This is a genomic window from Methylobacterium sp. Leaf456, from assembly GCF_001425465.1.
In the GTDB taxonomy this organism is placed as follows: domain Bacteria; phylum Pseudomonadota; class Alphaproteobacteria; order Rhizobiales; family Beijerinckiaceae; genus Methylobacterium.
In genome coordinates, this window is record NZ_LMQV01000015.1 from 1 (window position 1) to 26,494 (window position 26,494).

Sequence of the window (26,494 nt, forward strand, 5' to 3'; positions counted from 1 at the left end):
CTGGACTGGATGGGAGCATGACGTGAGCTGCCGGGGGGTGGGTCCCAATTGGACGCCGATCAGCCCTTCAGCCGGGTTCTTTTTCCACGCCGCTTCTCACCGAGAGCGGCGGCAATGCCCTTGAGCCGGTCGGACGCGATCCGATTGATGCCCTGCTCGTACTTCTGGATCTGCTGATAGGAGACACCCACAGCATCGCCGAGCTGTTTCTGCGACAGTCCCTTGCACCTGCGCAGTTGGACGATGCGTAATCCGAGGACGATGTTGCCTCCAGCACCCTTTGGTCTACCCATTATGTCCTCCCCTAGCGACAATTGCCGATCATGCTCAGTTATGGACGGACCGCCACACGGCCCATGTTGAGATCGTATCAGTCCGCAGAGTCGAACGCGAGTGGGATCAGCTGGACTTGTCTTGACGAGGGCGATCGGGCGCCGGAGCTATGCTTCCGTGCAATTAATTGCGCGGGGAGGGGCTACAAGTGGGTTGCTTCAGCCAACGGTATCGGGAGGCATTTCGTCGTGCGCGTGCGTGCTTGGCCCCTGGTACGCGAGTGGGTGAGCACTCTGTGGGCAGACCTTTCCGACCACTGAAATAGAAAAATGCGATTAGCGGGCCCCTGAGGGCAGCCAGAGTGAAATGCGCTGTCGGGTAGCCGGATGAGTACTGTCGGCCGTTCTTGGGCCATCTGAGCTCATTCTAGAGGCTATTTTCATGGCCCCTCATGCCCTTTCGGCGGCAAGCACCCGGGAACACCCCATTCACTTCACGTGCCGATGTTTCCCAGGCGCCGCGTTGCGGCCTGAGGATAGAAGATGCGCTTGCGGCTTCAAATCAGTGATCAGAGTGAGTTTGCCCCGTTTGATCAGCCCACATCCACTCGAACGAAATTTTTCTCGATGTGCCGGGCGATCATGCGCCCGTAGTCCATAGCCAATCGGTCCATGTCCGACACGTAAATCACGGTCTGGAGGCCGTGCTGGTATCGCGACAAGAGGAGCCCCACGAGCCGGCTCACCTTGTGTTTCGAGACAGCGCCCACTTTGAGCGCTTCGAAGTGGAAGTCGGGGATCATCAGCGCGGTGTGCTCGGGGTACCCGTGCTCTTCCGCGTATTGCAACACCTCCGGCAGGGTCATTACCCGGGCTCGAATGAAGTTCCGCACCAAGGCGGCCGCCATCAGGCTCATCGCCTCGGTGATGTCGCGGTGCGGGTCGTCGCCGACGAACACAAGGCCCGCCTTCCCATTGAGGGACTGCCGGCGAAAGGAGGTGATGTAGTTCACCTCGATGTCGGTGAGATCCTTCTGCGACTTCATCGAAGTCCACAGCCGATCCGGGGTGATGCCCGTGTCGGCAGCGTAGAATTTCAGGTCCGCGACGAGGCGGCCGTGCACGGACGGCACCAGCACCTTCGAGGCGTAGGGGTCAACTCCGAGAATGGTGCCCATGGCGATTATCCCTTTGCATCCGTGCCCAGGAGCATCGCCATCACCTCCGCCTTCGAAGGCATCGGCTCCGCTCCTTCCGAAGTCTGCGCAATTAATTGCGCCGGGGCTGGGGCGTAGCCGGTCTCTGCGACAGGCGCGGCCTTGACCACGGGGGTTTTGAAATTCGCCGCCACGTTCACGAACTTCAGCACCACACCAACCTCGGGCTTCTGAGGTATCTTGAGAGCTCCAGCTTCGTTCATAACCGCATACGAAAATGAAACCCAATTGTTGAGTATCTTCCGGATCACGCTCTTTGCGTCAAGAGGTTGCAGCTTCGCAGCGATCATCTTGAGTTGACCAAGTTGCTGTTTGGTCAACGGCGCCTGGAATGCGTTCGGGAAAGCCTCGGCATAGGCCTCGCGCCATACCAGCCCCAGCCACGGCTTACCGCTGCCCTTCGCGGCCTTAGGCACCGGGAGGGCCCCAGCCACCTTTTTGGCCCCAAGGATCGCGGGAGCCGACATCCCGAGCTTCGCCTGCATCGCAACCTTGGCCGGTGAGGGGGTTTTGGGGGAGCTCTGCTTCGGAGTCGATTTCCCACACTCTGCGCTCGAAATTTTCTTACTCTTTTTCGGGAGAGACATCCCCTCCGTAACGCCCTCGTCTTTGCCCGAAATCTCCCCCGAGGAAAAAATTTTTGCATCTAAACACTCTGTAGGTTTCTCGTAAGAGAAACCGTAAGAGGGTTTAGTATCTATACCCACCATATGATCTAGGACTTGGCCTTTTGGGGCCATAACGGAGCCCGTCTTGGACGTGGTATTTTTACCCCCTGATGCGGTTGAAAATTCATCCCGAACCGGCTTTGGGACCAGCACCAGCGCGCGGGGTAACAGCCGAAAATGCATGAGGGGGCCGACCGACCCAGCCCACTTCGCCGCCGTGGTTTCGACGAGGTGCTTGGCTTTCAGGATCTCCAGCGCCATCCGGCACTGCTTAGCCGTCATCCGGCACTCAATTTCGAGCTGTTGCCGGGGCTTGCATAACCACTCCGCCTCGGACAACTGGCGCCGGGTGCCGCGGGGCCACCAGTAAACGAGGCGCTCCAGCACAATCGTGGCCATGTGGTCGCCGCACAGGTCGAACATGCGGGCATGTGGGCTGTCCGAAGGGATCATTGGTGTCTCGTGGAGGCGTGACGGCAACAAAAAACCCTCGCGGAGCTCCGCGAGGGCTTGATTCAAGACTCTTGGACGGCCGTTCGGCCCTTCTTCGAGTAGGCCGTAGCATACAACCCGAATGAGCTACTCACAAGGCTCGCCATACCGTACCAGGTTATATTTAACCGGCAACTGTGCAGGATTTCTCTCGTTTCAGGGGGTAGTGGCCTCCTCGCATACTAGCTCTAATCGGACACGGAAATGGCATCGCCAATCGCATCGCGGCGGATGCGATTGTGTTGGTAGGAGACGGACAAGGCCAGCTTGGGCTTGATGTTAAATGCCGATCTAATTGCGCGCTCAACCCGAGACGATACCGAAATTGGGTCGTATTGCTTGATCCTGCCTACCGCCGCATGAAAGCGCAGAGGCAGTTTGGCTTCAGCAATTAATTGCGCAGCAAGGGGCAGCCCGTAGCAAGCCCGCTCCGCCGGTTGCCTTGGATGCCTTGATGACGCGTGCGCTGTTGTTTCCTGAGGGTATAACGAATGAGCCCCTCGTCCTCACGCGTGCCATGGCTTCCGCTGAAGCGTTCGGCCGGGAGCACCAGCTCCAACGGCTCGCCTACGAGCATCCCGAGATCATCCCGATCGAGGAGATCGATCCCGGTGCAGGCGCCGTTGCCCCCCTCTGCCGCGAACTCACGCTGCGTGGCCAAACCGGACCCGTCTTCCTCGATATGTTGGGGGTCACTCGGCGTGGCCGCCTCGTGCTCGTGGAGTGCAAGCTCTGGCGCAATCCGCAGGCGCGACGAGAGGTGATCGGGCAGGTGCTCGAATATGCCGGCCTGATGCGGAGGCTGAGCTACGGTGACCTCTCTGCTCTCGTGGCCACACGCATCGGCCGACAGGCCTCGAACCTGCTTTGGGAACTCGCCCGCGATCGGCTGAGCCTCACCGATGAGGCGGCATTCGTTGATGCCGTCAGCGAAAGCTTGAGCGCGGGCGCCTTCGATCTCGTGGTGCTCGGGGACGGCATCCGCTCGGAGATCGAAGCCGTTCGCGGTTTCCTCGAAGCCGCGGCTGGTCTGCGATCGCGCCTCGCCCTGGTCGAGGTTGCGGCGTGGACCAATCCATCCGGGCAGATCCTCCTCACGCCCCAGATCGCTTTGCGAACGAAGGTGATCGAGCAGCAAGCTCTCCCCTACACCGCCAGTCCGCCTCCTGCGGTGGCTACGGCTCCGGTCTCAGGAGACACGCCGCGTGAAGCCCCCACGCTCTCCTCGGCTCCCACCGCGTCAGCGAACCGGCAATTCTGGGATCGCTTCATCGCCACGGCTCAGTTCTCGCATCCCGACCAGCCGCCTCCGAGCCATGGGGGTAACAACTGGGTGCGCCTCGCTCTGCCGTCCGCGAGCATGACGCTCTACCGCGAGAAAGGACCCCAGGGTCCAAGCAGCCGATGTGGCATGTTCCTCAGACTGCGGGGCGAAGCCGGCCGGGCTGCTTACGACACTCTGTGTGCGGAACTGCCGGACATCGAGGCCGAAACTGGGATGCGTATTGGAGCTTCCTGGAAGGATGATGCGGACAGCGGAACCATGAGCGTGGACGCCCTCGTGTCGATCGACGAAGAGGCTCAGCTCGCATGGTTGGCGCACACGAGCGATCGGCTCGTGTCAGCCTTTCGGCCGCGCCTATCCGCTCTTGGCTAGAGACCAGCTTCGCCTTCAGGGTGCCTGACAGGGAGTGCCAGCACGAGCATCACCCTCGCGTTGTGCTCGCGCAATTAATTGCGGACCTCACCGGACTGTGCCGCCGTCCGGCAGAGCGGACGTAATCGATGCTGCGCAGTCGCACGTTTTCGGCCTTGCGCTCTGATGGCTTCGAGGCGGTTCGGGCACCAATTATCAGGCTTAACGAAGGGCTAACCACATCCAAACACGACGCGGAAACCGTCACGCTTCGAGGCGTTAGCCGGACATCCGACCCTGTGCCGATGCTGGAGCCTCGCGATGACCATCACCGTCTTCGATCCGATCAGCGACCAGATGGTCAAGATCCATGTGCCGGCGCCGCAGCCGCGCTGATTCCCCGCATCCCCCACGACTGACCTCGAACGATGATCGGCCTTCCCCTCTATCGTCTTCTGATCGCCGCCGGCCTCGTGCTGTCGAGTGCGGCGGCTACGACCCAGCTTGGTCACGCCGAGCCGAATGCCTCTTGGGCAACAGGGGGCCGATCAATGCGCCTACCGGCTCCCGAGCCTCTCTCGGACAATGGTGCGTTGACGAACCGTTAACCAGCGCTGGACATCAGGGTAGTGTATTCTGGAATTACAACCGTGCATCAAGCTCGCTTAGTCAGCGCCGAAGACTTCGCCGGCACCTGCCCCGTGCCGTTCGAACTCGTCGCTCGCCTCACCCGCGCTGAGCCCGACACCCTTGCCGCTCTCTTGGATGGCATTCCGGAGGCGACCCGAGCGAGCTTGGCAGTCTGGCTCTACGGTCGCAGTCACACCCATGCTTTGGGCGTGCGGGTGGCAGCAACCTGCCGGGCTGACCGGCTGAATCAAGCGGCTGGCGACCTGGTCGGGACGATGCTCCACGATCTTTCACGCCGCCCCTATGCGGCTCCGAACTACGGCACACGCCCCGATACCGGGCGCCGGATTAGCCTGGGTGGTTCCAGTTTCCCGGCATTCGCCTTGTAGCCTGCTGCTCAGCTGAAGCCTGTTGCACCCAAGGCTGCAGCGTCCTGCGAGAGCCACGCCATCCGGTGACAGCGGCAGCCAGCCATCGGCGCCGTAGCTGATTTGATTGTGTGCAAAACAACTTGCGGGTAAACGCTGGCCGACAAGCAAAAAACGTTGTGTGTCCGGGGCCGTGCCAAATTCCCTTTCCCGCGAAGCGCTTGAGGCCGAGAATGCACGCCTCCGTGCGGCGCTGAAGGCAGCCGATAGCGACGCGCAGCGCCTTAGCGACCTGGCAACCAGCCGGGCTGAGACCGCCCAGGCCCACCGGGACACCTGCGATGCGCAGGCCGGCGCCGCGCAGGCGGCCTGCGAGCATACACGCCAGATCGGCGAGGCCGCCTCGGACCTGGCCATATCCCAGGATCTGGTCGCCGAACTCACCGCCAGTCGCGCGGCCCTGACCCGAAGCGAGGCGCGGCAGCGGGCGATCTTCGACAGCTCGATCGACTTCGCCATGGTGGTGACCGATCCGGCCGGGACCATCACCGACTGGAACCCCGGTGCCGTGCACGTCATGGGCTGGACGGCCGACGAGATGCGCGGTCAGGACGCGTCGCGGTTCTTCACCCTCGAGGATCGCGCCCAGGGCCGGGTTGACTATGAGATGGCGCAGGCGCTGCAGGCGGGACGCGCCTCCGACGAGCGCTGGCACCTGCGCAAGGACGGTCGGCGGTTCTGGGCATCGGGCGAGATGATGGCCCTGCGCTCCGACGACGGCACGCATCTCGGCTTCGTCAAGATCTTGCGCGACCGCACCGCCGAGCACCTGGCCGGCGAGGCGCTGGAGGAAACCCAGAAGCGCTACCGGCTGGCTGCCAGGGCGGCCAACGATGCGGTGTGGGAATGGGACCTCGGCACCAACACCGTGCGCTGGAACGAGGCCCTGACCCGGGCCTACGGCCATACACCGGAGAGCATCGAGCCGACCGGCGACTGGTGGATCGCCCAGATCCACCCGGACGACCGGGCGCGCATAGAGGCCAAGATCCATGCCGTGATCGACGGCGATGACACCGCCTGGACCGATGAGTACCGTTTCCGCCGGGCCGATGACTCTTACGCCGAAGTGCTCGACCGTGGTCATGTGATCCGCCGGGCCGACGGTGGGGCCGTGCGGATGATCGGCGCCATGCTCGATGTCACCCGGATGCGCTCGGCCGAGAGCGCGCTCCGCCGCAGCGAGGAGCGGTTCAGGACGATCGTCGAGACGATCGAGGCCGCGTTCGCGATCGTCGAGGTCAAGTTCGATGCCGACGACCGGCCGGTGAACTACCGCTTTCTCGAAGCCAACCCGGCCTTCGAGCAGCAGGCCGGGGTCAACCTGCGCGGCAAGTGGGTGACCGAGTTCGCCCCGAACCTGGAGCGGTTCTGGTTCGACACCTACGGGCGGGTCGCCAAGAGCCGGGAGCCGGCCACCTTCGAGAGCTACGCCGAAGCGTTCAAACGCTGGTTCGATGTCCGCGCCGTGCCGGTCGGGGATCCCGAGGAGCGGCAGATCGCGATCTTCTTCACCGATGTGACCGAGCGCAAGCAGGCCGAGGAGGAGTTGCGCCGGCTGAACGACACGCTCGAACAGCAGGTGCAGGAGCGGACCCTCGAGCTGAACACCCTCTGGGAAACCTCGCCTGATCTCCTGCTCGTGATCGACTTCGACGGCGTGTTCCGGCGCGTCAATCCGGCCTGGACGCGGATGCTCGGCTATGCGGAGGCGGAACTGGTCGGCCACCACGTCAACGCGTTCGTCCTGCCCGACGATCATAGCGAGACCGTCGACGCCTATGTCGAGGCTGCCGAGGGCGGCTCACCGCGGATCGTCAACCGCTACCGCCACAAGGACGGCTCCGTACGCTGGATCTCTTGGGTGGCGGCGCCGGCCGGCGATGTGACCTACGCCATGGGACGCGACATCACCGCGGAGAGAAACCAGGCTGAAGCACTGGCCCAGGCCGAGGCAGCCCTGCGCCAGTCGCAGAAGATGGAGGCCGTGGGCCAGCTCACCGGGGGCTTGGCGCACGACTTCAACAATCTGCTGGCCGGGATCGCTGGCAGTCTGGAGCTGATGAACACCCGCATCGGCCAGGGCCGGATCAAGGACGTCGAGAAGTACATGGTCGCGGCGCAGGGGGCAGCCAGGCGGGCCGCCGCCCTGACCCACCGCCTGCTCGCGTTCTCGCGCCAGCAGACGCTCGACCCCAAGGCCACCAACGTCGACAAGCTCGTCACCGGCATGCTCGACCTAATCCAGCGAACCGTCGGGCCGAGCGTGGCGGTGCAGCATGCCGAAGCGGTCGGTCTATGGCCGGCGCTGGTCGATCCGTCCCAACTCGAAAACGCGCTGCTGAACCTCTGCATCAACGCGCGTGACGCGATGCCGGAGGGCGGCCGCATCACGATCGAGACCGGCAACCGCCGGATCGACCGCCTGGCGAGCCTGCGGCAAGACATGCCGGAGGGCGAGTACCTTGCCCTCTCCGTTACCGATACCGGCACCGGCATGCCGCCGGAGGTGATCGCCCGGGTGTTCGAGCCGTTCTTCACCACCAAACCGATCGGCCAGGGCACCGGTCTCGGCCTATCGATGATCTACGGGTTCGCCAAGCAGTCCGGCGGGCAGGTGCGCATCCACTCTAAGGAGGGCGACGGCACCACCGTCAGCATCTATCTGCCCCGCCACCGGGGTGAGGCGGAACCCGACGAGGCCCTGCCGGATGCACCCGTGGAGGCGTTCGCCCAAGCCGGCGAAACCGTTCTGATCGTCGACGACGAACCGACCGTGCGCATGCTGGTCACCGACGTGCTGGGGGATCTCGGCTACACCGCGATCGAGGCCGCCGATGGCGCCGGGGGCCTGCGTGTGCTGCAATCCAACGCGCGGATCGATCTGCTCGTGACCGATGTAGGGCTACCGGGCGGGATGAACGGGCGGCAGATGGCGGACGCGGCTCGGGTGAGCCGCCCGGACCTCAAAGTGCTGTTCATCACCGGGTTTGCGGAAAACGCGCTGTTCAACAACGGTCAGCTCGAACCGGGCATGGCGGTGCTGACCAAGCCGTTCGCCGTCGACGCCCTGGCTGCCCGCATCCGCGAGCTGATCAGCGCGTGAGACCGTCCAGTTCGGCCTTAATGACCCTAAGCAGCGGCTTGGGCTTGGAATGCCTGCTGCCTCACCCGCGGCTAGGGAGATCTCGTGTCCATGTCGCAGGATGAACCGCCAATCACTGCCGCCGAGATCCGACAGCGCGCCTATGAGCTGTGGGAGCGCAATCACCGGCCGGAAGGCTTCGAGATCGAATTCTGGGTGATGGCCGAGCGCGAGCTGCGTGCTGAGCGTCAAGCCCGTCGATCCCGGCAGGAGAAGGCCTCAACCTCCTGAGCCTTGCACAACGGCCGGCGACCAACGCCCGAACGTTCATGCTGAGGAGCACGGGTTAGGTCGAACCGACGCGACAGATATACCCAAACGAGGCGGGGTCATGAGACACGGAAGGCCGCCATACGTCAGACTGGAGATGCCTGCGATCGAAGGCAGCTATCTGCCCTAGAACCATGCGAGACACTCCGCCTCCGAGCAGCGGCAGCCCAGATTTAGGCGAGCTGCCGCACCCGCATTAATTGCGCGTCATGCTGGAAGCCGACAGGCGCGCTTCACGCTGGCTGTCGAGATCCCGAAATGTGTGGCCGTAGCCGCGATGGTGGCATTGTTCTCCTGGCGCCATGCAACCACTGAACGGTCGTCGATCGCCTTCTTCAGCCCAAGCGCCTTGCCCTCGGCCTTCGCGCGCTGGATGCCGGCCAACTGCCGTGCCTTGCTGTTGGCGCGCTCCAGCTCGGCTACGGCGGCCAGCATCGTGAGCATGGCTTTACCGATCGGGGTGGAGAGATCGAAGCCCTCGCGTAGGCTAATGATCGCGACCCCCTTCGCCTGAAGGGCCTCGACGGTGGAGAGGACATCGAGGGTGTTGCGCCCCAGACGGTCGATGGCGCCGACGATCAGGGTGTCGCCCTTGCGGACGTACTTGAACAGATCGGAGAAGCCCGGCCGCTCCAGGGCGCGCACGGCCCCGGACACGCCCTCGTCGGCGAACCACTCCGCGACCTGGTAGCGCTGCTCGATGCTGTGCCGCTGTGCCTCGACGCTCTGGTCGCCCGTGCTGACCCTAACGTACCCGATCGTCGACATCCCGCCCTGCCTTGGCTCAAAAGGTATGGCTCACGACGTGACGGGTGGCTCAGAACAAATCAACACCTTTGATCCACTCCCAGAGGCTACGCTGTTCGCTGGCTCACAGGGTGTACCTTTTGACCCTTTGCAGACCTAGCGGCTTGCCGGACGAGGCGTCTGCTCCGAGCGGAGAAGCGGACCTTCTCAGGGCGGTCACGACATCAGGACTTACTGGTCGCCCGTACAGCGTCTGCGACGGACCCGACAAGGACCCGCGAAAGGCTATGAGGCCGTCGTTGGCGCCGAGCACCACCGCCCGCAGCCAGCCGATGCGGTCGATCAGGTGGTCTTCGCTGTGGGTCGGGCGCATCGGCATCAGGGTTTCTCGATGGACGCGGTGGGGGCGTGGCATGACAGGTGATGGCCGTCAACATGCCGGGTGTCACCCCTTTCCGGGGTGATCGGGCGCTCCGGTCAGCAGCAGCAATCGGACCCCGACCCGCTTTTCACGAAGTCCCCGTCGGGTAGCACCGGCCGACCGCTCCTATTGCCCTCAAGCTCGCGTTCGGCCTGGAGCCAAATTTCGACCTCGTAGCCATGCGGGCGGCCGCGCAGGTTCCAGAGCTCGAAGGCTCGGAGACGGATGTCGCCTTCGGTCCGCGTCGTCTCGGTGGGCATGCTCTGTTTTCCGCAAGGGTCGGGGGCGATGGCGAAGTATGGCGGCTACTCCGCAGGTGCTGCGGGCATGACCTTGTCCGGCAGTGCGCGCGCGGTGGGGCTACGACGTTTCCGGAAGCTTCCCTGGATCAGGGTGGCGATGGCGTAGCCCATAGCGCCGACGGCCAACGCGGTGGCGAAGGGAGACGTCCCGCGATGTCGGCCTCCGTGGGAATGCCCGCCGCGGCTCGACTGCTCGACCTTGTGAACACCGGCTTCTCCACGCTCCAGGGCAGCCTGCGCCAGGTGCGTCGCTTGGTCCGCGACGTCTTGCACAGCGACATGGGCCCGCGAGAAGATCTCGTCGGTGGCACCCTCGATGCGGCGACCGTCATCGACGCAGGCATCCTCGCCGTTCGGGGACCGGCCGTGCTCGTGGTGGGGCTTGCTCATGGTCGATTTCCTTTTTCGGGACTCAAGCCCACTGTCGGGCCGGTGAGGACCGGCATGGGCGTCGCGCCGCTCAGACAACGCTGATGCGGTTCTCGACCGCCGTGGTGCCAGGGGACGCCCAGGCCGCGCCGACCGCCTCGCGCCGCTCCTGCATCGAGCGGACGGTTCCGCCGAGGTAGACGGTCCCGCCATCCGCCTTGACGGTCACGGTCTTCGGGTCGAACAGCCACGAGCGATCCAGCGCCTCGCTGATGCTGTCGCTGACGGCCTCGAGGTCGACCTGCGGCTTGACTGCGATGCGGCTGTTCACCGCGACGACGCCCGACAGCTGTCGGATCTCCCGTTCGGAGACCTCGGCCTCGAAGTGGTGGTCGACCTCGCCGGTCAGGGTGACGGTGCCCTGCGAGACCTTCACGAAGACGCGGTCCGGCGGCACGACGACGTTCCAGGCGAGACGGGCGATGGCGGTCGTGGCGATGTCCTCGTCGGACCGCTTGCGGGCATAGGGCACCACGACCTCGATCTCCTGAACGAGGGCCCTCACGCCCCTGACGCGGCAGGCGGCGGCCTCGGCGGCGATCTCCTCGTAGTAGGTTTCGACCTGACCGGACTGGGCGACCACGCCGTCCTTGGCCGTGACGCCGATTTCCGAGGAGGTCACCGCCGGATCCCAGATCAGTTCGGCGGTGACGCGATGCTGCAAGCTGGTGTCGTGGGACATGATGGTCTCCTGGGACGTGCTTGCTTGGACGATGCCAGGGACGGCTTGCGACCTACCCCGTGAAAGGCTGTCCGGCGTCCACGTCGAGGCGTGTCCCAGCATCCGGCCAACGTAGGCGGTGCGGCGGGCCCGATCCTTGATCCAGCGCAAGGATCGGTCGGGATGATGCGGCCATCTTCGCGTCGGGATCGGTCGAACCAGTTACGACCGGCAATCGAAGGGCAATGCGGCCATGAACACGCACATCGCATCGTGGACCGATGCCGCCAACGTACAGGTGAAACCTGTATCGGCGACGCTCGACCCATTGGCGGAAAGCTTCCGCATGCTGGGGCTCGCCGTCATTGGATCGGCGGCCGTCGTCTGCCTCATGTGGCTCGTATCCTGAGGACCGTCGCGGGCGTCGCCGTACCGAGGATGCGGCTCGACGCCTGGATCTTCGACGTCGACGGGGTCCTGCTCGCTTCGCCCCACGAGCGTGCCTGGCGCGACGCGCTCCATGGCATTGCCGACCCGGGACGCTTCACCACCGCGATGTATCAGGCCGACGTGGCCGGCAGGTCGAGGCGGGACGGAGCACGCTCCGCCCTGGTCGCACTGGGGGTGCCAGACGCCGACCATGTGGCTCAGGCCTATGCCGCGGCCAAGCAGCGATGCCTGGAGCACCTTATCGGGACGGAGGGGGTGGTCGCATTCCCGGACGCGCTTCGCCTCGTTCGCAGGCTGAGGGCGGACGGCTGGCCCATCGCCGCAGCCTCGTCGTCCAGGAATGCGGAATCGATGATGCGCACGGTCGCCCTCGATCCCGGCGGGACGCTGTTCGACGCCTTCGCCGTCACGGTCTGCGGCCGAGACCTTCCGCGCGGAAAGCCCGATCCCGGGATCTTCCTGCTGGCGGCCGCGGAACTCGGCGTCGACCCGACCCGGTGCATCGTGGTCGAGGACGCCCCGGCCGGCATCGCCGCGGCGCTTGCCGGCGGCATGGCCACCCTCGGCGTGGCAAGGCTCGACGACGCCGATGGGCTGCGCGCCGTCGGCGCCGAGCGCGTGGTGGCGAGCCTTGATGAGGTCCTCATCCCCGAGTGGGCGGCATCCACCAAGCACCGGCCCGCCGCATGACAGGACCACGCCCGATGAACCATGCATTCCGTCCGACCGCCGACCCGGCCTGGCTGCTCAGCGAGGTCGGGTACGACCCATTGCGCGAGAGCAGCTTCGAGACCCGCTTCGCGATCAGCAACGGCTTCCTCGGCCTCCGGGGTGCACTCGCGACGGATCTCAGGGCGTGCCGGACGCTCCCTCCGCGCACCTACGTCGCCGGATTGTTCGACACGGCCCTCGTGGGCGCCCCGATCCCCGAACGCCTTCCAGCACCCGACTGGCTCCAGCTTCGCATCGGCTTGCCGGACGGCCCCTACCTCGCCTGCCCCGACCCGTCGTCCCGCGACGTGACCCTCGACATGCGACGTGGCGTCCTGCTTACCCAGGTCCGGCAGCCCCCCGGGGCGGTCCTCGACATCCGCCTATCCACGCTTCGCCTTGTCTCGCTGGATATGCGCGGCATCGTCCTGCAACTGATCGAGCTCGCCGTCGAGCGGGGTATGGGTGAGATCACCCTCGACGTGACGTCCGGTGAGGCGTCACCCCTTCTCATCCCGGTCACGGCGGACCCCGACCTCGGTGTCTGGCGCACGCGGCAATCCGGCAAGGCCCTGGCCATCGCCATCGATGCCGCGGTGGTCATCGATGGACGGACGCAACTCCCCACCGTCCGAATCGCCGGCAGGTGGTCCTGGAGCCTGCGCGTCCAGGCCGGCCAGACCGTCGTGCTCCAACGCATCCTCGCCGTGGCGCGCGGCGACGAACCCGTCGACGATCCGGGCGGACGCGCCCGCTCCGACCTCGCCGTCGCGACAGGGCTCGGGTGGCGCGGTCTCCTCGAACGCCACGAGACCGCCTGGCGCGAGCGATGGGACCGCAGCGACGTCGTCGTCGACGGCGACCCAGAGGCGCAGAGGGCGTTGCGGTTCGCCGTCTTCCATCTCAACGGCGCGGCTGACCCCGGTGACGAGCGCGTGTCCATCGGCGCCCGCGCCCTGACGGGCGACGACTATCTCGGCCACGTCTTCTGGGACACCGAGATCTTCCTGCTGCCATTCTACGCGATGACGTGGCCGCAGGCTGCCCGCGACCTCCTGACGTACCGCTTCCGCACCCTCAACGCGGCACGGGCCAAGGCCGCCAAAATGGGGTGGCGCGGTGCGCTCTACGCTTGGGAATCCGCCGACACCGGTGACGAGGCGACCCCGGCCCAGGTGGTCGGTCCAGACCGCAAGATCGTCGACATCCTATGCGGCACCCAGGAGCAGCACGTCAGCGCCGACGTCGCCTACGCCGTCTGGCAGTATTGGCGGGCGACCGAAGACACGGCGTTCCTGCTGGAGGCCGGCGCCGAGATCATCCTGGAGACGGCGCGGTTCTGGTGGAGCCGCGCGGGCCTCGAAGCCGATTGCCTCCACCACATCCGAGGAGTGATCGGACCGGACGAGTACCACGAGACTATTGACGACAACGCCTTCACCAACGTTATGGCGCGCTGGAACCTCCGTCGCGGGTTGGACATCGCGGCGCTGATGGGCAAGCGTTGGCCGGACCGGTGGGCTAGGCTCTCGACACGCCTCGGCCTGTCCGCCGACGAACTGGAGGGTTGGCGCACGACCGCCGCGGCGATGGCGACCGGGCTTGATCCGGAAACCGGCCTGTTCGAGCAGTTCGAGGGATACTCCGACCTGGAGCCTATCGACCTCTCGGCCTACGCCGGGCGCTCCGTGCCGATGGACGTCGTCCTCGGGCGCGAGCGCACCCAGGCCTCGCAGGTGGTCAAGCAGGACGATGTCGTCGCCTTGCTCGCCCTGCTCCCCGATGAGTTCCCGGGCAACGCGGGGACGGTCAACTTTGACCACTACGCCCCGCGCTGCGGCCACGGCAGCTCCCTCAGCCGCGCCCTGCACGGTGTCGCCGCCGCCCGGTTGGGACGGTCGGAGGTGGCGCTCGGCTACCTTCGCGATACCTCCGCCATCGATCTCGGCGACAGCCACGTAGCCATTGCCGGCGGCGTCCACATCGCGGCCTTGGGCGGCATCTGGCTCGTGGCGATCTTCGGGTTCGCCGGTCTCGTGGTCCGGTCCGACGGCCTCTCGTTCGAGCCCCGGCTGCCGGCCGGTTGGACCAGGCTTTCCTTCCCGGTGCAGTGGCGGGGCCGAGACCTTGTCGTCACCGTGGATCCCGTGAGGAACGTACTCGACGCGACCCTGAGGGGCGGTGACGCGATGGTCGTTTCGGTCGGGCCCAGCCGGCGAACCCTCGGCGTCGGAGCCTCGATCAGCATCCGGCTTATCTCGTTGCCATCACTGGTCGCAGCCTGAGCAGTCGCTTCGTTTTGATCCTGCGCAAAGACCGAGGGCGCCCACGCGTTCACGAAGGTCCCCGGTCGGATCGGCACGCAGCCGACCTGGGAGCATCACCATGGACGACACCCTGCTTCGACAGCACATCCTCGACGAACTCGACTTCGACCCGAGCGTCGGCGCGGCGCATATCGGGGTCGCCGTGGATGACGGCGTCGTCAGCCTGTCCGGATGCGTCGGGACCTATGCCGAGAGGATCGCGGCCGAGAAGGTCGTGCAGAGGGTGCGCGGCGTACGCGCCATTACCGAGGCGCTCGAAGTGCGCGGGCCGGACACGGAAAGGACCGGCGACGTCGAGATCGCCGGACGCGTCCTGAACGTCCTCGCCTGGGACTCGCGCATCCAGGCCCATGGCATCCAGGTCAAGGTCGAGCTGGGCGCCGTCACGCTCAACGGGTCCGTCCCGTACTACTTCCAGAGCGTCGCCGCCGCCTCAGACATCCGGAGGCTGTCGGGCGTGACCGACGTGCTCAACTTGCTCGCCGTGCGTCCCCCTGCCGAGGCGGTCGACGTGAAGGCCAAGATCCTCGCGGCCCTGAAGCGGAACGCCAAGCTGGACGGCGATGCGATCCAGGTCTCCGTCGTCGATGACGAGGTCACCCTGGAAGGCTTCGTGAACGCCTGGCACGAGCGCGAGGTCGCCGAACGAGCGGCCTGGTCCGCACCAGGAGTGCGAGCGGTGGTCGACCGCCTGATGCTAGCATGACCGGGCTGGTGATACCCTTCCCGATACACTCGGTCGCGGAGACGGCAAGGGACCTGGGCACAAACGTCTCCTACGGGTTGAGCGACGCCGAGGTGTCGGAGCGCCTGGCGCGCGACGGACCCAACACGCTCGCGAAGGCCGCGCCCGCCTCCGCGCTGAAAATCCTCCTGCATCAGTTCCAGAGCCTGATGGTGGCGTTGCTGATCGCCGCCGGCGGCGTCGCCCTGGCGCTCGGTGAACGCGTCGAGGCACTGGCCATCCTCGTCGTCATCCTGCTGAACGCCGGCATCGGCTTCGTCACGGAACGGAAGGCCGCCGCCGCCCTCGACGGATTGCGCAAGCAGGCCGTCTCGCTCGCCCGCGTCGTCCGGGACGGCAGGGACCACCAGGTCGAGACGGCCGACCTCGTCGCCGGCGACGTCGTGCTCCTCTCGGAGGGTGACCGCGTGCATGCCGACGGGCGGTTGGTCGAGCAGGCGCGCCTCCAGGTCGACGAGGCCGCGCTGACAGGGGAGTCCCTTCCCGTCGCCAAGTCCTCCGACCCGGTCCTAGACCACGGGGCGGCGCTGGGCGACAGGACGAGCATGGTCTACCGGAGCACGACGGTCACCGCCGGCCGCGGTCGCTTCATTGTCACCGCCACGGGCCCGCGCACCGAGATCGGCCGGATCGGAGCGCTGATCGCGGGGGTCGCCGAGCACGGCACACCGCTGGAGGCGAAGCTCGCCGAGCTCAGCCGCGCCCTCCTCGTCATCGTCCTTGCCCTCTGCCTCGTCATCATCCTGGTCGGGTGGCTCAGGGGCAACGCGCTCCTCTACATGGTCGAGGTCGGCATTTCGCTCGCCGTCGCCGCCGTGCCCGAGGGCCTTCTCGCGGTGACGACGATGACGCTCGCCATCGGCATGCAGCGCATGGCCCGCATGAACGCGTTGGTCCGCCGGCTGCCGGCGGTCGAGTCCCTCGGGTCCACCACGGTGATCTGCACCGACAAGACCGGCACGCTCACCCGCAACGAGATGACGGTGCGGGCCTACGACGTCGCCACGCGTCGCTTCGAGGTGACCGGGGTGGGGTACGCGGCGGCGGGTGGGTTCAGCCTCGACGGGGAAGCCGTCGACATCGGGCAGGACGAGCCCCTGAGGCTCGCCTTGCGCATCGGCGCCTTGTGCAACGATGCCAGGGTGGACAGGTCAGGAGAGGCTGCCACGGCCCTCGGGGATCCCACCGAGGCCGCGCTCATCGTTGCGGCGGAGAAGGCCGGGCTGGACCTCGCCGACTCAGCACGGGCCTATCCGCGAACCCATGAGATCCCGTTCGACAGCGACACCAAGCTGATGGTGACGGTGCACGTGACGCCCGAGGGCACGCACGTCGCCTACGTGAAGGGCGCGCCAGCGGAGGTGATGAAAGCCAGCGCGTCGGTCCTGGGATCCGACGGCATAGCATCGTCTTTGCCAGCCGAACGTACGCGCATCGAATCCACGAACGAAGCGCTCGCGGCCTCGGCGCTGCGCGTCCTCGGGCTGGCCCATCGCGTGCTGCCCCTAGGGTTCGTCGAGGCGGACCTCACGCGCGACCTCACCTTCGTCGGGCTCGTCGGGATGGGCGACCCGCTGCGGGAGGGCGTCAGGGCCACCATCGCCACCTGCCGCGCCGCGGGCATCCGCACCGTCATGATCACCGGCGACCAGGAGGCGACAGCGGCCGTGATCGCACGCCAGCTCGGCCTGGACGTTGCCCCGGACGGGACCGCCCTCAAGACCATCCACGCCAGGGACCTGGCCGGTCTCGACGACGCCGGCTGGCTCGCCATGGTGGCGGACGCCGCCGTGTTCGCCCGAGTATCACCCGAACACAAGTTACGGATCGTCGATGCCCTGCAGCGGCGCGGGAACGTGGTCGCCATGACCGGCGACGGTGTCAACGACGCTCCCGCCCTGCGCAAGGCGGATATCGGCATCGCCATGGGGATCAGAGGCACCGAGGTGGCCAAGGACGCCGCCGACATGGTCATCACTGACGACGACTTCTCGACAATCGTCGGCGCGGTCGAGCAGGGCCGGGTCATCGTCAGCAACATCCTGCGCTTCATCCATTACCTGTTTTCCTGCAACCTCGCCGAGATCGTCACGGTGTTCGCCGCCGTCATGATCGGGTGGCCCATGCCGCTCGGCGTGATGCAGATCCTCTGGCTAAACCTCGTCACGGACATCTTCCCGGCGATGGCGCTCGCGCTGGAGCCGTCCGATCCCGACGTGATGGCGCGACCGCCACGCGACCCGAAGCAGGCCCTGATGACGCCGGCCTTCGGTTGGCTGATCGTCTGGCAGGGACTGCTCCTCGGGGGATGCACGCTCGCCGCCTTCGCTGTTGGGATGGAGTGGTACGGCGTCGGCGAGGAGGGACTTCGGCACGCGGTCACCATCGCCTTCATGACCCTCGCCATGACCCAGGTCGTCCACGCCTTCAGCGCCCGCTCGCAGCGACGGTCCGCCCTGACGTCGAGCCTGTTCACGAATGCCTGGCTCTGGGGGGCAACGGCGGCCTGCGTCGGCCTGCAACTCGCCGCGGTGTACTTCCCCCCGCTCATGCAGGTGCTGCGCACGGTGCCGTTGACGACGGCCGATTGGGGCGTCGTCGGGTTGGGGGCGTTCGCTCCGTTCGTCGTGATCGAGCTCGTCAAACTCGGGCAGGCCTGGTTCCGGCCCATCGGCTAGCGATGGCGTCCCGCCTCTCCGATTAGGCGGGAATCGCGTCGGGCCGCTACGTCCGGACCTTCATTCGAAAAGGGGTATGACGATTTCCGACGGTGCATGGTCGACCGCGCTGGGACTGCTCGCGGTCCTGGTCCTGGTGTTCGCCAACGGCTTCTTCGTGGCGGCCGAGTTCGCACTGGTCTCGGTCCGCCGAAGCCGCGTCGCCGAGCTGGTCTCGGAGCGGCAGGCGAACGCCACCGCCCTGCAGCGGGCGACTGACCGCCTCGACGCCTACCTGGCGGCGACGCAGTTCGGCATCACCCTGTCCTCCCTGGCCTTGGGCTGGGTCGGCGAGCCGGCCCTCGCCCACCTCATCGAGCCCGCCCTGTCATGGTTGCCGGACAGCCTCGGTACGGTGGCTTCCCACACGGTCGCAGTAGTCATCGCCTTCGCCATCATCACCTCGCTGCACATCGTCCTCGGCGAGCTCGCCCCGAAGAGCCTCGCCCTTCAGCGAAGCGAGCAGACGGCGCTGGCCATCGTCCGTCCCCTTGGGCTGTTCCTCCTCGTCTTCCGACCGGCCATCCTGTTCCTGAACGCGCTCGGCAACGGCGTTCTGCACCTGTGCGGCCTCCAGCCCGGGCATGGCGAGGGCTCGCTGCATTCGACCGCCGAGCTCAACCTTCTCATCCAGGCGAGCCAGGAGGGGGGCCTCATCCAGGAGGCCCAACAGGAGGCGGTCGAGCGCATCTTCTCCATCGGCGAGCGCAAGGTCCGGGACATCATGACCCCGCGCCACGAGGTCTTCTGGCTGGACGTCGACGATGCCCGGGACGTGGTCCTCAAGGCCATCCGGGATTGCGACCACGCACAGGTCGTGGTCAGCCGCGCCGTAGTCGACGAGATCGTCGGGGTGGTGCGTAAGCAGGACCTGCTCGACCAGATGCTCGACGGCAAGGAGATCGACATCGGGGGCGCCACGCAGCCGCCCATCGTCGTCCACGAGAGCATGACCATCCTGGCGGTGCTGGAGACCTTTCAGAGCCAGCCGATGCGGATGGCCGTGGTGGTGGACGAGTACGGCAGCCTCGAAGGCATCGTCACCCAGACCGACCTGCTGGAGGCCATCGCCGGCGACATTCCCGAGCACGGGGAGGAGCCCGATGTGGTCGAGCGGGCAGACGGGTCGCTGCTGATCGACGGGATGATGCCGGCGCGCCAGGCGTTCGAGCGTCTCGAATTCACAGAAATCCCCGATTCCGACGAGTTCACCACGCTGGCGGGGTACGTGATCTTCCAACTGGGACGGATACCTGCTGTCGGGGACGCCTTCGATGCCGGGGGATGGCGCTTTGAGGTGGTCGACCTCGACGGTCGCCGCATCGACAAGATCCTCGCCTGCCGGGTGGTTTGAGCCGACAGGCGCATCGCGTTCTGACCGCCGGTGATGCCAACGGATCGCCAAGCGTATGTGGCGACTACGATGGGGGTGATGGGGAGGCGGTCATTCGGGTGCCGACGAGGCCCTCCGTCTCTTGGGCGATCTCCCGCTCCTCGTCGGCCGGCATGACCAGGATCGGGATCGTCGCGCCAACCCGCTCGATCCGCGTGCAGCCTCGGTCGTTCCGCCCCGGATCGAGGTCGAGACCGAGGCAGGCCAGCCTTCCGCAGACATCGGCTCGGATGGCCGCCGCGTTCTCCCCGATGCCGCCGGTGAAGACGAGGGCATCCAGGCCGCCGAGGGCAACGGCAAGGGAGCCGGTCTCTCGCGCGATCCGGTAGGCGAACAGGTCGAGGGCCTCACGCGCCTCCGGGGCCTCGCTGGCCTCCAGGACACGGACGTCGTCGCTGATGCCGGAGACGCCGAGAAGGCCGGAGCGCCGTTCGAGCAGGTCGGCGACTTCGGATGCGGTCATGCCCCGCGACTGGATCAGGTGGAGTACGAGGCCGGGATCGACGGTGCCGGACCGGGTGCCCATCATCAGGCCCCCCAGGGTCGTAAGCCCCATCGTTGTGGCGACGCTGCGTCCGTCCGCCATGGCGCAGAGGCTGGCGCCGTGGCCGAGATGGGCGACGACGATACGACCCTTCGCCGTCTTGCCGATGAGGCGGGGTAGCATGCGTGCGACGTGGGCGTACGACAGGCCATGGAAGCCGAAGCGCGGGAGCCCGTCCTCGGTCAGGCCGCGCGGGATCGCCTCGATTTGCGCGAGGCGGTCCTGGGTTCGGTGGAATGCGGTGTCGAAGCAGGCAACCTGCGGCAGGTCGGGCCACGCCCCGCCGACGGCGGCGATGCAGGCGAGCCCCTGTGGTTGGTGCCCCGGGGCAAACGGCGCCAACGCTTCCAACTCGGCGATCAGACCTTCGTCGACGCGAGCGGGGCCGACGTGCCGGGTGCCACCATGGACGATCCGGTGCCCGACCGCCCGCAGGCGGAGGTCGGGCAGGCGCAGCATGCGCGCCATGAGCCAGCCGACGACCGCATCGAGGTCGCCATCGGGCGGTGGATCGTCTGCGAGGTCGAGCCCACCCGTGACCGTCAGTTTCAGGGCATTGCCGATCCCGGCCACGTGAACGCGCCAGACGGCAGCGTCCTGGCCGTCCCGGAACAGGGCGCAGCGCAGGCTGGACGAGCCGGCATTGAGGATGAGGATCATGCGCATCTCCGGGCGAGGTCCCGAGTGCCACGGCTCGTGCAGGCGCGGCGTGATCCAGATCAAAGAACCGGGCACCGAGGGATGCGACGACATCCATCGAAAACGCCTGCGTCGTCCTGCAAAGCCCGGGAATCCAGAATGCCTGTCGCGAGCGATCCGAAGCCTGACGTCGTCCAGGATCTCGGCCATAAGCCGTCCCGCCTCGATTTCGTGCCTGGCCCCCTGGGACCGACCGGACTGGACGCCATCGACGCGTACTGGCGGGCGGCGAACTACCTCTCGGTCGGCCAGATCTACCTGCTCGACAACCCGCTCCTACGCGAGCCCCTCTCCCTGCCGGACGTGAAGCCGCGTTTGCTCGGCCACTGGGGCACGACGCCGGGCCTGAACTTCATCTACGCCCACCTCAACCGGACCATCGTCCTGCGCGACCTCGACATGATGGCGGTGTGGGGCCCGGGGCACGGCGCGCCTGGCCTGGTGGCCAACGCCTGGCTCGAAGGGACCTACGGGGAGGTCTACCCGGACGTCTGCCCCGGCACGGATGGGATGCGCCGCCTGTTCCGGCAGTTCTCGTTCCCGGGCGGCATCCCGAGCCACGCCTCGCCGGAACTCCCCGGCTCCATCCACGAGGGCGGCGAGCTCGGCTACTCACTGATCCATGCCTTCGGCGCGGCCCTCGACAACCCGGGCCTGATCGTCGCCTGCGTGGTCGGTGACGGCGAGGCCGAGACCGGACCGCTCGCCGCCTCCTGGCACGCCTCCAAGTTCCTGGACCCCGTCGGCGACGGCACCGTCCTGCCGATCCTCCACCTCAACGGCTACAAGATCGCCAACCCGACGATCCTCGCGCGGATGCCGGCGGCGGAGTTGCGCAGCTTGCTGATTGGCTACGGTTACGAGCCACTTTTCGTGGAGGGCGACGAGCCCGGCCCGATGCACCAGGCCATGGCGACGGCCCTCGACTACGCCCTCGACCGGATCGCCGAGATCCGCGAGGCCGCCCCGCACCGCGACGTCGGCCGGCCGGCCTGGCCGATGATCGTGCTGCGAAGCCCGAAGGGCTGGACCGGGCCGAAGACGGTCGACGGCAAGCCCGTCGAGGGGACGTGGCGGTCGCACCAGGTCCCGGTCGCCGCCCTGCGGGAGAAGCCGGAGCACCTCGCGCTCCTGGAGACCTGGATGCGCTCCTACCGGCCCGAGGAGCTTTTTGATGATGCCGGCCGCCTCATGCCTGCCCTCGCCGCCCTGCACCCGCGCGGCGACCGGCGGCTGAGTGCCAACCCCCATGCCAACGGCGGACGCGATCCGCGGCCGCTCCGCCTGCCCGATCTCGCCGCTTACGCCATCGCGACGCCGTCCCATGGGACGGCCATCGCCGAGGGCACCCGCGTGCTCGGCCGCTACCTCCGCGACGTGCTCGCCCTCAACGCCGAGGCCCGCAACTTCCGCCTGATGGGTCCGGACGAGACCCTCTCCAACCGGCTGGATGCCGTCTTCGACGTCACCGACCGCGTCTGGCGCGACGCCATCCTTCTCACCGACGAACACCAGGCGCGCCAGGGTCGGGTGATGGAGGTGCTCTCGGAGCACCTCTGCGAGGGCTGGCTCGAAGGCTACCTCCTCACCGGCCGGCACGGCGTCTTCGCCTGCTACGAGGCCTTCATCCACATCGTCGATTCGATGGTGAACCAGCACGCCAAGTGGCTGAAGGCGTCCCGCGCCCTGGCCTGGCGCAAGCCCGTGCCCTCGCTCAACATCCTGCTGACATCGCACGTCTGGCGCCAGGACCAGAACGGGTTCAGCCACCAGGACCCGGGCTTCATCGACTTCGTCGCGAACAAGAAGGGCGACACGGCGCGGGTGTACCTGCCGCCGGACGCCAACTGCCTGCTCTGGGTGATGGACCACTGCCTGCGCACCCACGACCGCATCAACGTGGTCGTCGCCGGCAAGCAGCCCGCCCTGCAGTGGCTTGGCGTGGACGAGGCGGCCCGGCATTGCGCGGCGGGCATCGGGGTCTGGGAATGGGCCTCGAACGACGGCACGACCGAACCCGACGTGGTTATGGCCTGCGCCGGGGACGTGCCCACCATGGAGACCCTGGCGGCCGTCGAGTGGCTGCGCGACCGCATCCCGGAGATCCGGATCAGGGTGGTGAACGTCGTCGACCTGATGAAACTGCCGTCGCCCGACATGCACCCGCACGGGCTCGACGACGCCACCTTCGACAGCCTGTTCACCCGCGTCCGGCCGGTCGTGTTCGCCTACCACGGCTATCCGTGGCTGATCCATCGCCTGACCTACCGGCGCACCAACCATGCGAACGTCCACGTCCACGGCTTCGTCGAGGAGGGGACGACGACGACCCCCTTCGACATGGCGGTGCTGAACGGTCTCGACCGCTACCACCTCGCGCTCGCCGCCCTGAGGTGGTCGTCCGGGCTTGGCCCGGCGGTACAGCATGCCGAGGAGGAACTGCGCGACCTGCTGGCGCTGCACCGCGAGCACGTCTGCCGCACCGGGGAGGACCTGCCGCAGGTCCGCGACTGGGCCTGGGCGGAGCATGCCTTCACACCAAATCCGGCGAGGACGACCACCGCCTCGGTCGACCTGCGGATGGTGAGGGATGTCGTCGAGTACGAGACCGGTCCCGAAATCCAGAGGTCTTGAGGCCTCGCAGCCCCGGTGTCGGTACGGCGGCAGGCTCGTTCGTGAATGCGTCCCGGCCCGTTGTGCAGATGGCCCTCGCTGGATCCCACGCCTCACCTAACCGGAGCCCTCACGTGTCCATGCGCCTTGCGTTATCGATGCTTCTCCTCACCGGCCTCATGGAGACCATGGCGGCGGCTACCGACGGACAGGTCCAACGCGGCAAGACCTTCGTCGGGGTGAACTGCGCCACCTGCCATGCCGTGGGACGGATCGGGGCGAGCCCGTTGGCCATCGCGCCGGCGTTCCGGGACCTTCGCACGAAGTATCCGGTCGAGGACCTCGGCGAGGCCCTGGCGGAGGGCATCACCACCGGACATCCGACCATGCCGGAGTTCCAGCTCGAACCCGACCGGATCACTGACGTATTAGCCTATCTGAAGTCCCTTGAGCGCTGATCGCACCGGGAGGTCGAAACCTTCCCGTCGAGAGCCGGAGGCGGGACTTCGATGACGAACGCCCAGGTCGTGAGGGAGGCGACGCCCGCCTCGCAATCCCCATGGAACGGGAATCGTCGACGCTGGTCACGGCGGCTGCGCAAATTCGAATAGCTAGTCCGCGAAATCACTCCAGCCGATGGCAGTGTTTGCAGGGAGGGTTGCGGCAGCCGGACCCTACATCCTCGTCACGACGGCATCACGCCTACGGACGGAGACGAGACATGAGACTTACCCCGATCACGGCTGCTTTCCTGGCCTGCACGATCCTGGTCGCCACCCCGGCGCTCGCGATCACAGTGACCAATCAGGACAAGGGCGAACATACCCTCACGGTGGACAAGGGCGAGGCCCAGGCGACCCAGAAGCTGGCGGCAGGGGCCTCGGCCGAAGTCGAGTGCAAGGAGGGCTGCGAGCTTCGCGTCGCGGGGTCCGGATACGGCCGCTCGGTGGAGAAAGGCGACAAGCTCGTGATCGCCGGAGGGATGATCCGCTTCTCCGACGAGGACATCGTCACCGGGTCCACCAAACCCACGAAATGACGAAACGGGGCATCAGCCCACCCTCTGCGGGTCGAGGCACCACCGCCTCGACCGATTGGCGCCACCACAGGATCGACCATGCCGAGGCACGCCTGCATCGACCCTCAGGACCAGTACGCCCAGGCCGAGGTCCTGGTCACGTTCGAGACGAGGACCGCCGGGGTCCGGCTGGTCTCGGCGCACGACGCTTCGGACAACGACATCCTCCCCGAACTTGAGGACCTCCAGCGCCGAGCGCTCGAAAGCGAGATCCTCGACGATTACCGGCCTCCTTCCGGACTTGGGTCTGCAGGGATATCCGAGCCCACCCCGTGACCGGGGTACGATGAAACGATAACGGGGGTTTGAGGGGCTCGTCAGGGTCCGCGGCGGACAGGCGAGACATTCGTCCAACCGCCTCGCAAAGCCGACCGGAGCGAACCACCTCCACAATGAGGCCCGTGGGGCGGCCGGGGGGTAGGTTCATTGCGGCAGTCGAGGTCGCCGGCTTGGCGCGTTATCCTGCTCTGCATGCCGGCGCTGATCGCGGCCGCGGTCGGCGGGCTGTACTTCTACCTCACGCACCCGACGACGCTCGTGGTCGCGGTCGCGCCCAAGGGCGGCAGCGAGCCCGCCTTGCTGCGTGCCTATGCGGACGCCCTGGCCGGGAGCAAGGCGGCCATCCGGTTGAGGCTGGTCTCCTACGGCGGCGTGCGCGAGAGCGCGGAGGCGCTCAGGGACGGCAGGGCCGACCTGGCGGTCGTCCGCCCGGACGTCCTGATGCCCCGGAACGCGCTGACCCTGGCGGTCCTGCGAGAGCAGGCGACGCTCGTCGTCGCGCCCCAGCAATCCGGCATCGACGGGTTTCCCGCGCTGGGGGGGGAACGGCTCGGCATCCTGGCACCCCGCAAGGCCGACCACGAACTCGTGCGAAGCCTCGTGGAGCGACATGGCCTGAGCCTTGTGGACGGCGTACCGGGCGGACCCGTCCCCGCCGGGACGGTGGCGTTGGTCCCGGTCGAGGAGGCCGATCTCGGACGCGCCCTGTCGGATGGGCGCATCGGCGCCGTGATCCTGCTGACGACGCCGACATCCCCCGCCGCGCGCCGCCTCGTGGGGATTGTGCGCGACGCCGACGCGAACGCGGCGGTGGCGCTGTTCGGCGCATCCCACGTGGCCTCGACCCTGGCACGCATGCCGCGCCTCCAGGCCGTCACCGTACCCGCCGGGCTCTTCGATGGTGCCCCGCTCCTGCCGGCCGAGGACATACCGACCGTGGGGGCGTCCTACCGGTTGATGGCCCGCGACGCTGTCCCGAAGCATTGCCGCCGAGGTCACCCAGCACCTGTTCGAGATGCGTGCCGCATTGGCCGAGGCGACCCCCGCGGCCGACGACGTCACCCATCCAGCCTACGACACAACCGTTGGGGCGACCAGCGCGCGCCTGCCCATTCACCCGGGGGCCATCGACTATTACGAGCGCGAGCAGGAGAGCTTCATTGAGCGCTATGAGAGCTGGATCTACCTCGTCGCCATCTTCGGCGGCGGCCTCGGCTCGGTCGCGGCGTGGTTCCGCCAGCGGATCGGGCGCATCCGGCGCGAACGCATCGAGGTGGCGACTTTGCGCCTCCTGGAGATCCGCTCGAACGCCCGTGGGGAAACCGACCGAGGCAAGCTGGAGGCGATGGCAGGTGAGACCGACGACCTCGCTGCCAGCGTGGCCCGTCACGCGATGAGAAGGGCCGCCGAGCCCCACACCATGGCGGCCGCGGCGCTCGCCGTCGATGCGGCGCGATCCACCGTCGCGCGACGGCTTGGACGGCTTGGACGGCTTGGACGGCTTGGACGACATGGGGAGATGGGTATCGCCACAGCCGCCGACCGGTCGGAGCCGGTCCAACCAAGGAATGGCGAGGGCGGCTGACTTGGGAGGCAGGAGAGGCGAGACGTCCGCCGCCG

Annotated in this window: 21 protein-coding genes and 2 pseudogenes; 14 read left to right on the forward strand and 9 right to left on the reverse strand. The window is 66.9% G+C overall.

Annotated features, from left to right (window positions below):
* Nucleotides 1-59: 59 nt before the first annotated feature.
* From ASG52_RS26280 to ASG52_RS12475, 3 genes are all read right to left on the reverse strand, one after another.
* On the reverse strand, nucleotides 60-293 hold the full coding sequence (locus ASG52_RS26280) for a helix-turn-helix domain-containing protein (RefSeq protein ID WP_156383918.1): 234 nt from the start codon (nucleotides 291-293) through the stop codon (nucleotides 60-62).
* Between the two features lie 572 nt (nucleotides 294-865).
* Nucleotides 866-1,450, reverse strand: a complete 585-nt coding sequence (locus ASG52_RS12470) for a hypothetical protein (RefSeq protein WP_056243415.1) — start codon at nucleotides 1,448-1,450, stop codon at nucleotides 866-868.
* 5 nt (nucleotides 1,451-1,455) lie between these two features.
* The gene (locus ASG52_RS12475; protein WP_056243416.1) at nucleotides 1,456-2,610 is read right to left on the reverse strand and encodes a hypothetical protein; all 1,155 of its coding nucleotides are present in this window, start codon (nucleotides 2,608-2,610) and stop codon (nucleotides 1,456-1,458) included.
* A 493-nt stretch (nucleotides 2,611-3,103) separates the two neighbouring features.
* Between ASG52_RS12475 and ASG52_RS12480 the strand changes: the two genes are divergently transcribed.
* The 3 genes from ASG52_RS12480 (at nucleotide 3,104) to ASG52_RS12490 (ending at nucleotide 8,719) form a co-directional block, all read left to right on the forward strand.
* On the forward strand, nucleotides 3,104-4,306 hold the full coding sequence (locus ASG52_RS12480) for a PDDEXK family nuclease (protein WP_056243418.1): 1,203 nt from the start codon (nucleotides 3,104-3,106) through the stop codon (nucleotides 4,304-4,306).
* Between the two features lie 1,158 nt (nucleotides 4,307-5,464).
* Nucleotides 5,465-8,449 carry a hybrid sensor histidine kinase/response regulator gene (locus ASG52_RS12485; RefSeq protein ID WP_082552520.1) on the forward strand — a complete coding sequence of 995 codons (2,985 nt, stop codon included), beginning with the start codon at nucleotides 5,465-5,467 and terminating at the stop codon, nucleotides 8,447-8,449.
* Nucleotides 8,450-8,539: 90 nt separating this feature from the next.
* Nucleotides 8,540-8,719 carry a DUF2934 domain-containing protein gene (locus ASG52_RS12490; RefSeq protein WP_056243419.1) on the forward strand — a complete coding sequence of 60 codons (180 nt, stop codon included), beginning with the start codon at nucleotides 8,540-8,542 and terminating at the stop codon, nucleotides 8,717-8,719.
* A 246-nt stretch (nucleotides 8,720-8,965) separates the two neighbouring features.
* Here ASG52_RS12490 and ASG52_RS12495 read toward each other — a convergent pair whose 3' ends face one another.
* The 5 genes and pseudogenes from ASG52_RS12495 to ASG52_RS12515 form a co-directional block, all read right to left on the reverse strand.
* Nucleotides 8,966-9,526 (reverse strand): recombinase family protein, encoded by a 561-nt coding sequence (locus tag ASG52_RS12495; protein WP_056243421.1) that lies wholly within the window; start codon nucleotides 9,524-9,526, stop codon nucleotides 8,966-8,968.
* A 241-nt stretch (nucleotides 9,527-9,767) separates the two neighbouring features.
* Nucleotides 9,768-9,878 (reverse strand): annotated as a pseudogene (locus ASG52_RS28325) (VIT1/CCC1 transporter family protein); the annotation flags it as partial.
* Between the two features lie 104 nt (nucleotides 9,879-9,982).
* A complete protein-coding gene (locus ASG52_RS12505) occupies nucleotides 9,983-10,186 on the reverse strand; it encodes a DUF2934 domain-containing protein (protein WP_056243424.1) in 204 nt (67 codons plus the stop codon).
* A gap of 45 nt (nucleotides 10,187-10,231) precedes the next feature.
* Entirely contained in the window at nucleotides 10,232-10,618 is a 387-nt protein-coding gene (locus ASG52_RS12510; protein ID WP_056243426.1) for a hypothetical protein, read from the reverse strand.
* A gap of 70 nt (nucleotides 10,619-10,688) precedes the next feature.
* Nucleotides 10,689-11,339: a BON domain-containing protein gene (locus ASG52_RS12515; RefSeq protein WP_056243428.1), complete on the reverse strand. Its 651-nt coding sequence runs from the start codon at nucleotides 11,337-11,339 to the stop codon at nucleotides 10,689-10,691.
* 232 nt (nucleotides 11,340-11,571) lie between these two features.
* On the opposite strand from ASG52_RS12515, the gene ASG52_RS27135 reads away from it, so the two are divergent.
* From ASG52_RS27135 to ASG52_RS12540, 6 genes are all read left to right on the forward strand, one after another.
* Nucleotides 11,572-11,727: a hypothetical protein gene (locus tag ASG52_RS27135; RefSeq protein WP_156383919.1), complete on the forward strand. Its 156-nt coding sequence runs from the start codon at nucleotides 11,572-11,574 to the stop codon at nucleotides 11,725-11,727.
* 29 nt (nucleotides 11,728-11,756) lie between these two features.
* Complete coding sequence (locus tag ASG52_RS12520) at nucleotides 11,757-12,458, forward strand: HAD family hydrolase (protein WP_056243475.1); 702 nt, start codon at nucleotides 11,757-11,759, stop codon at nucleotides 12,456-12,458.
* Nucleotides 12,422-14,764 (forward strand): glycoside hydrolase family 65 protein, encoded by a 2,343-nt coding sequence (locus tag ASG52_RS12525; protein WP_353612480.1) that lies wholly within the window; start codon nucleotides 12,422-12,424, stop codon nucleotides 14,762-14,764. The genes ASG52_RS12520 and ASG52_RS12525 overlap by 37 nt, the downstream gene beginning before the upstream one ends.
* 100 nt (nucleotides 14,765-14,864) lie before the next feature.
* Nucleotides 14,865-15,512 carry a BON domain-containing protein gene (locus ASG52_RS12530; protein WP_056243433.1) on the forward strand — a complete coding sequence of 216 codons (648 nt, stop codon included), beginning with the start codon at nucleotides 14,865-14,867 and terminating at the stop codon, nucleotides 15,510-15,512.
* The gene (locus ASG52_RS12535) at nucleotides 15,509-18,229 is read left to right on the forward strand and encodes a cation-translocating P-type ATPase (RefSeq protein WP_056243435.1); all 2,721 of its coding nucleotides are present in this window, start codon (nucleotides 15,509-15,511) and stop codon (nucleotides 18,227-18,229) included. Before ASG52_RS12530 ends, ASG52_RS12535 begins: the two co-directional genes overlap by 4 nt.
* A gap of 76 nt (nucleotides 18,230-18,305) precedes the next feature.
* Nucleotides 18,306-19,622, forward strand: coding sequence for a hemolysin family protein (locus tag ASG52_RS12540; protein ID WP_056243436.1), 1,317 nt, complete (start codon nucleotides 18,306-18,308; stop codon nucleotides 19,620-19,622).
* Nucleotides 19,623-19,686: 64 nt separating this feature from the next.
* On the opposite strand, the gene ASG52_RS12545 is transcribed toward ASG52_RS12540, so the two are convergent.
* Nucleotides 19,687-20,865 (reverse strand): acetate/propionate family kinase, encoded by a 1,179-nt coding sequence (locus ASG52_RS12545; RefSeq protein WP_056243477.1) that lies wholly within the window; start codon nucleotides 20,863-20,865, stop codon nucleotides 19,687-19,689.
* Nucleotides 20,866-21,003: 138 nt separating this feature from the next.
* On the opposite strand from ASG52_RS12545, the gene ASG52_RS12550 reads away from it, so the two are divergent.
* The 5 genes and pseudogenes from ASG52_RS12550 (at nucleotide 21,004) to ASG52_RS12570 (ending at nucleotide 26,459) form a co-directional block, all read left to right on the forward strand.
* Complete coding sequence (locus tag ASG52_RS12550) at nucleotides 21,004-23,538, forward strand: phosphoketolase family protein (protein ID WP_082552521.1); 2,535 nt, start codon at nucleotides 21,004-21,006, stop codon at nucleotides 23,536-23,538.
* Between the two features lie 119 nt (nucleotides 23,539-23,657).
* The gene (locus ASG52_RS12555; protein WP_056243481.1) at nucleotides 23,658-23,975 is read left to right on the forward strand and encodes a c-type cytochrome; all 318 of its coding nucleotides are present in this window, start codon (nucleotides 23,658-23,660) and stop codon (nucleotides 23,973-23,975) included.
* A 263-nt stretch (nucleotides 23,976-24,238) separates the two neighbouring features.
* Nucleotides 24,239-24,556: a hypothetical protein gene (locus ASG52_RS12560; protein WP_056243438.1), complete on the forward strand. Its 318-nt coding sequence runs from the start codon at nucleotides 24,239-24,241 to the stop codon at nucleotides 24,554-24,556.
* A 78-nt stretch (nucleotides 24,557-24,634) separates the two neighbouring features.
* Complete coding sequence (locus ASG52_RS12565) at nucleotides 24,635-24,871, forward strand: hypothetical protein (RefSeq protein ID WP_056243440.1); 237 nt, start codon at nucleotides 24,635-24,637, stop codon at nucleotides 24,869-24,871.
* Between the two features lie 195 nt (nucleotides 24,872-25,066).
* Nucleotides 25,067-26,459, forward strand: a pseudogene (locus tag ASG52_RS12570) (TAXI family TRAP transporter solute-binding subunit).
* The last annotated feature ends 35 nt before the right edge of the window (nucleotides 26,460-26,494 follow it).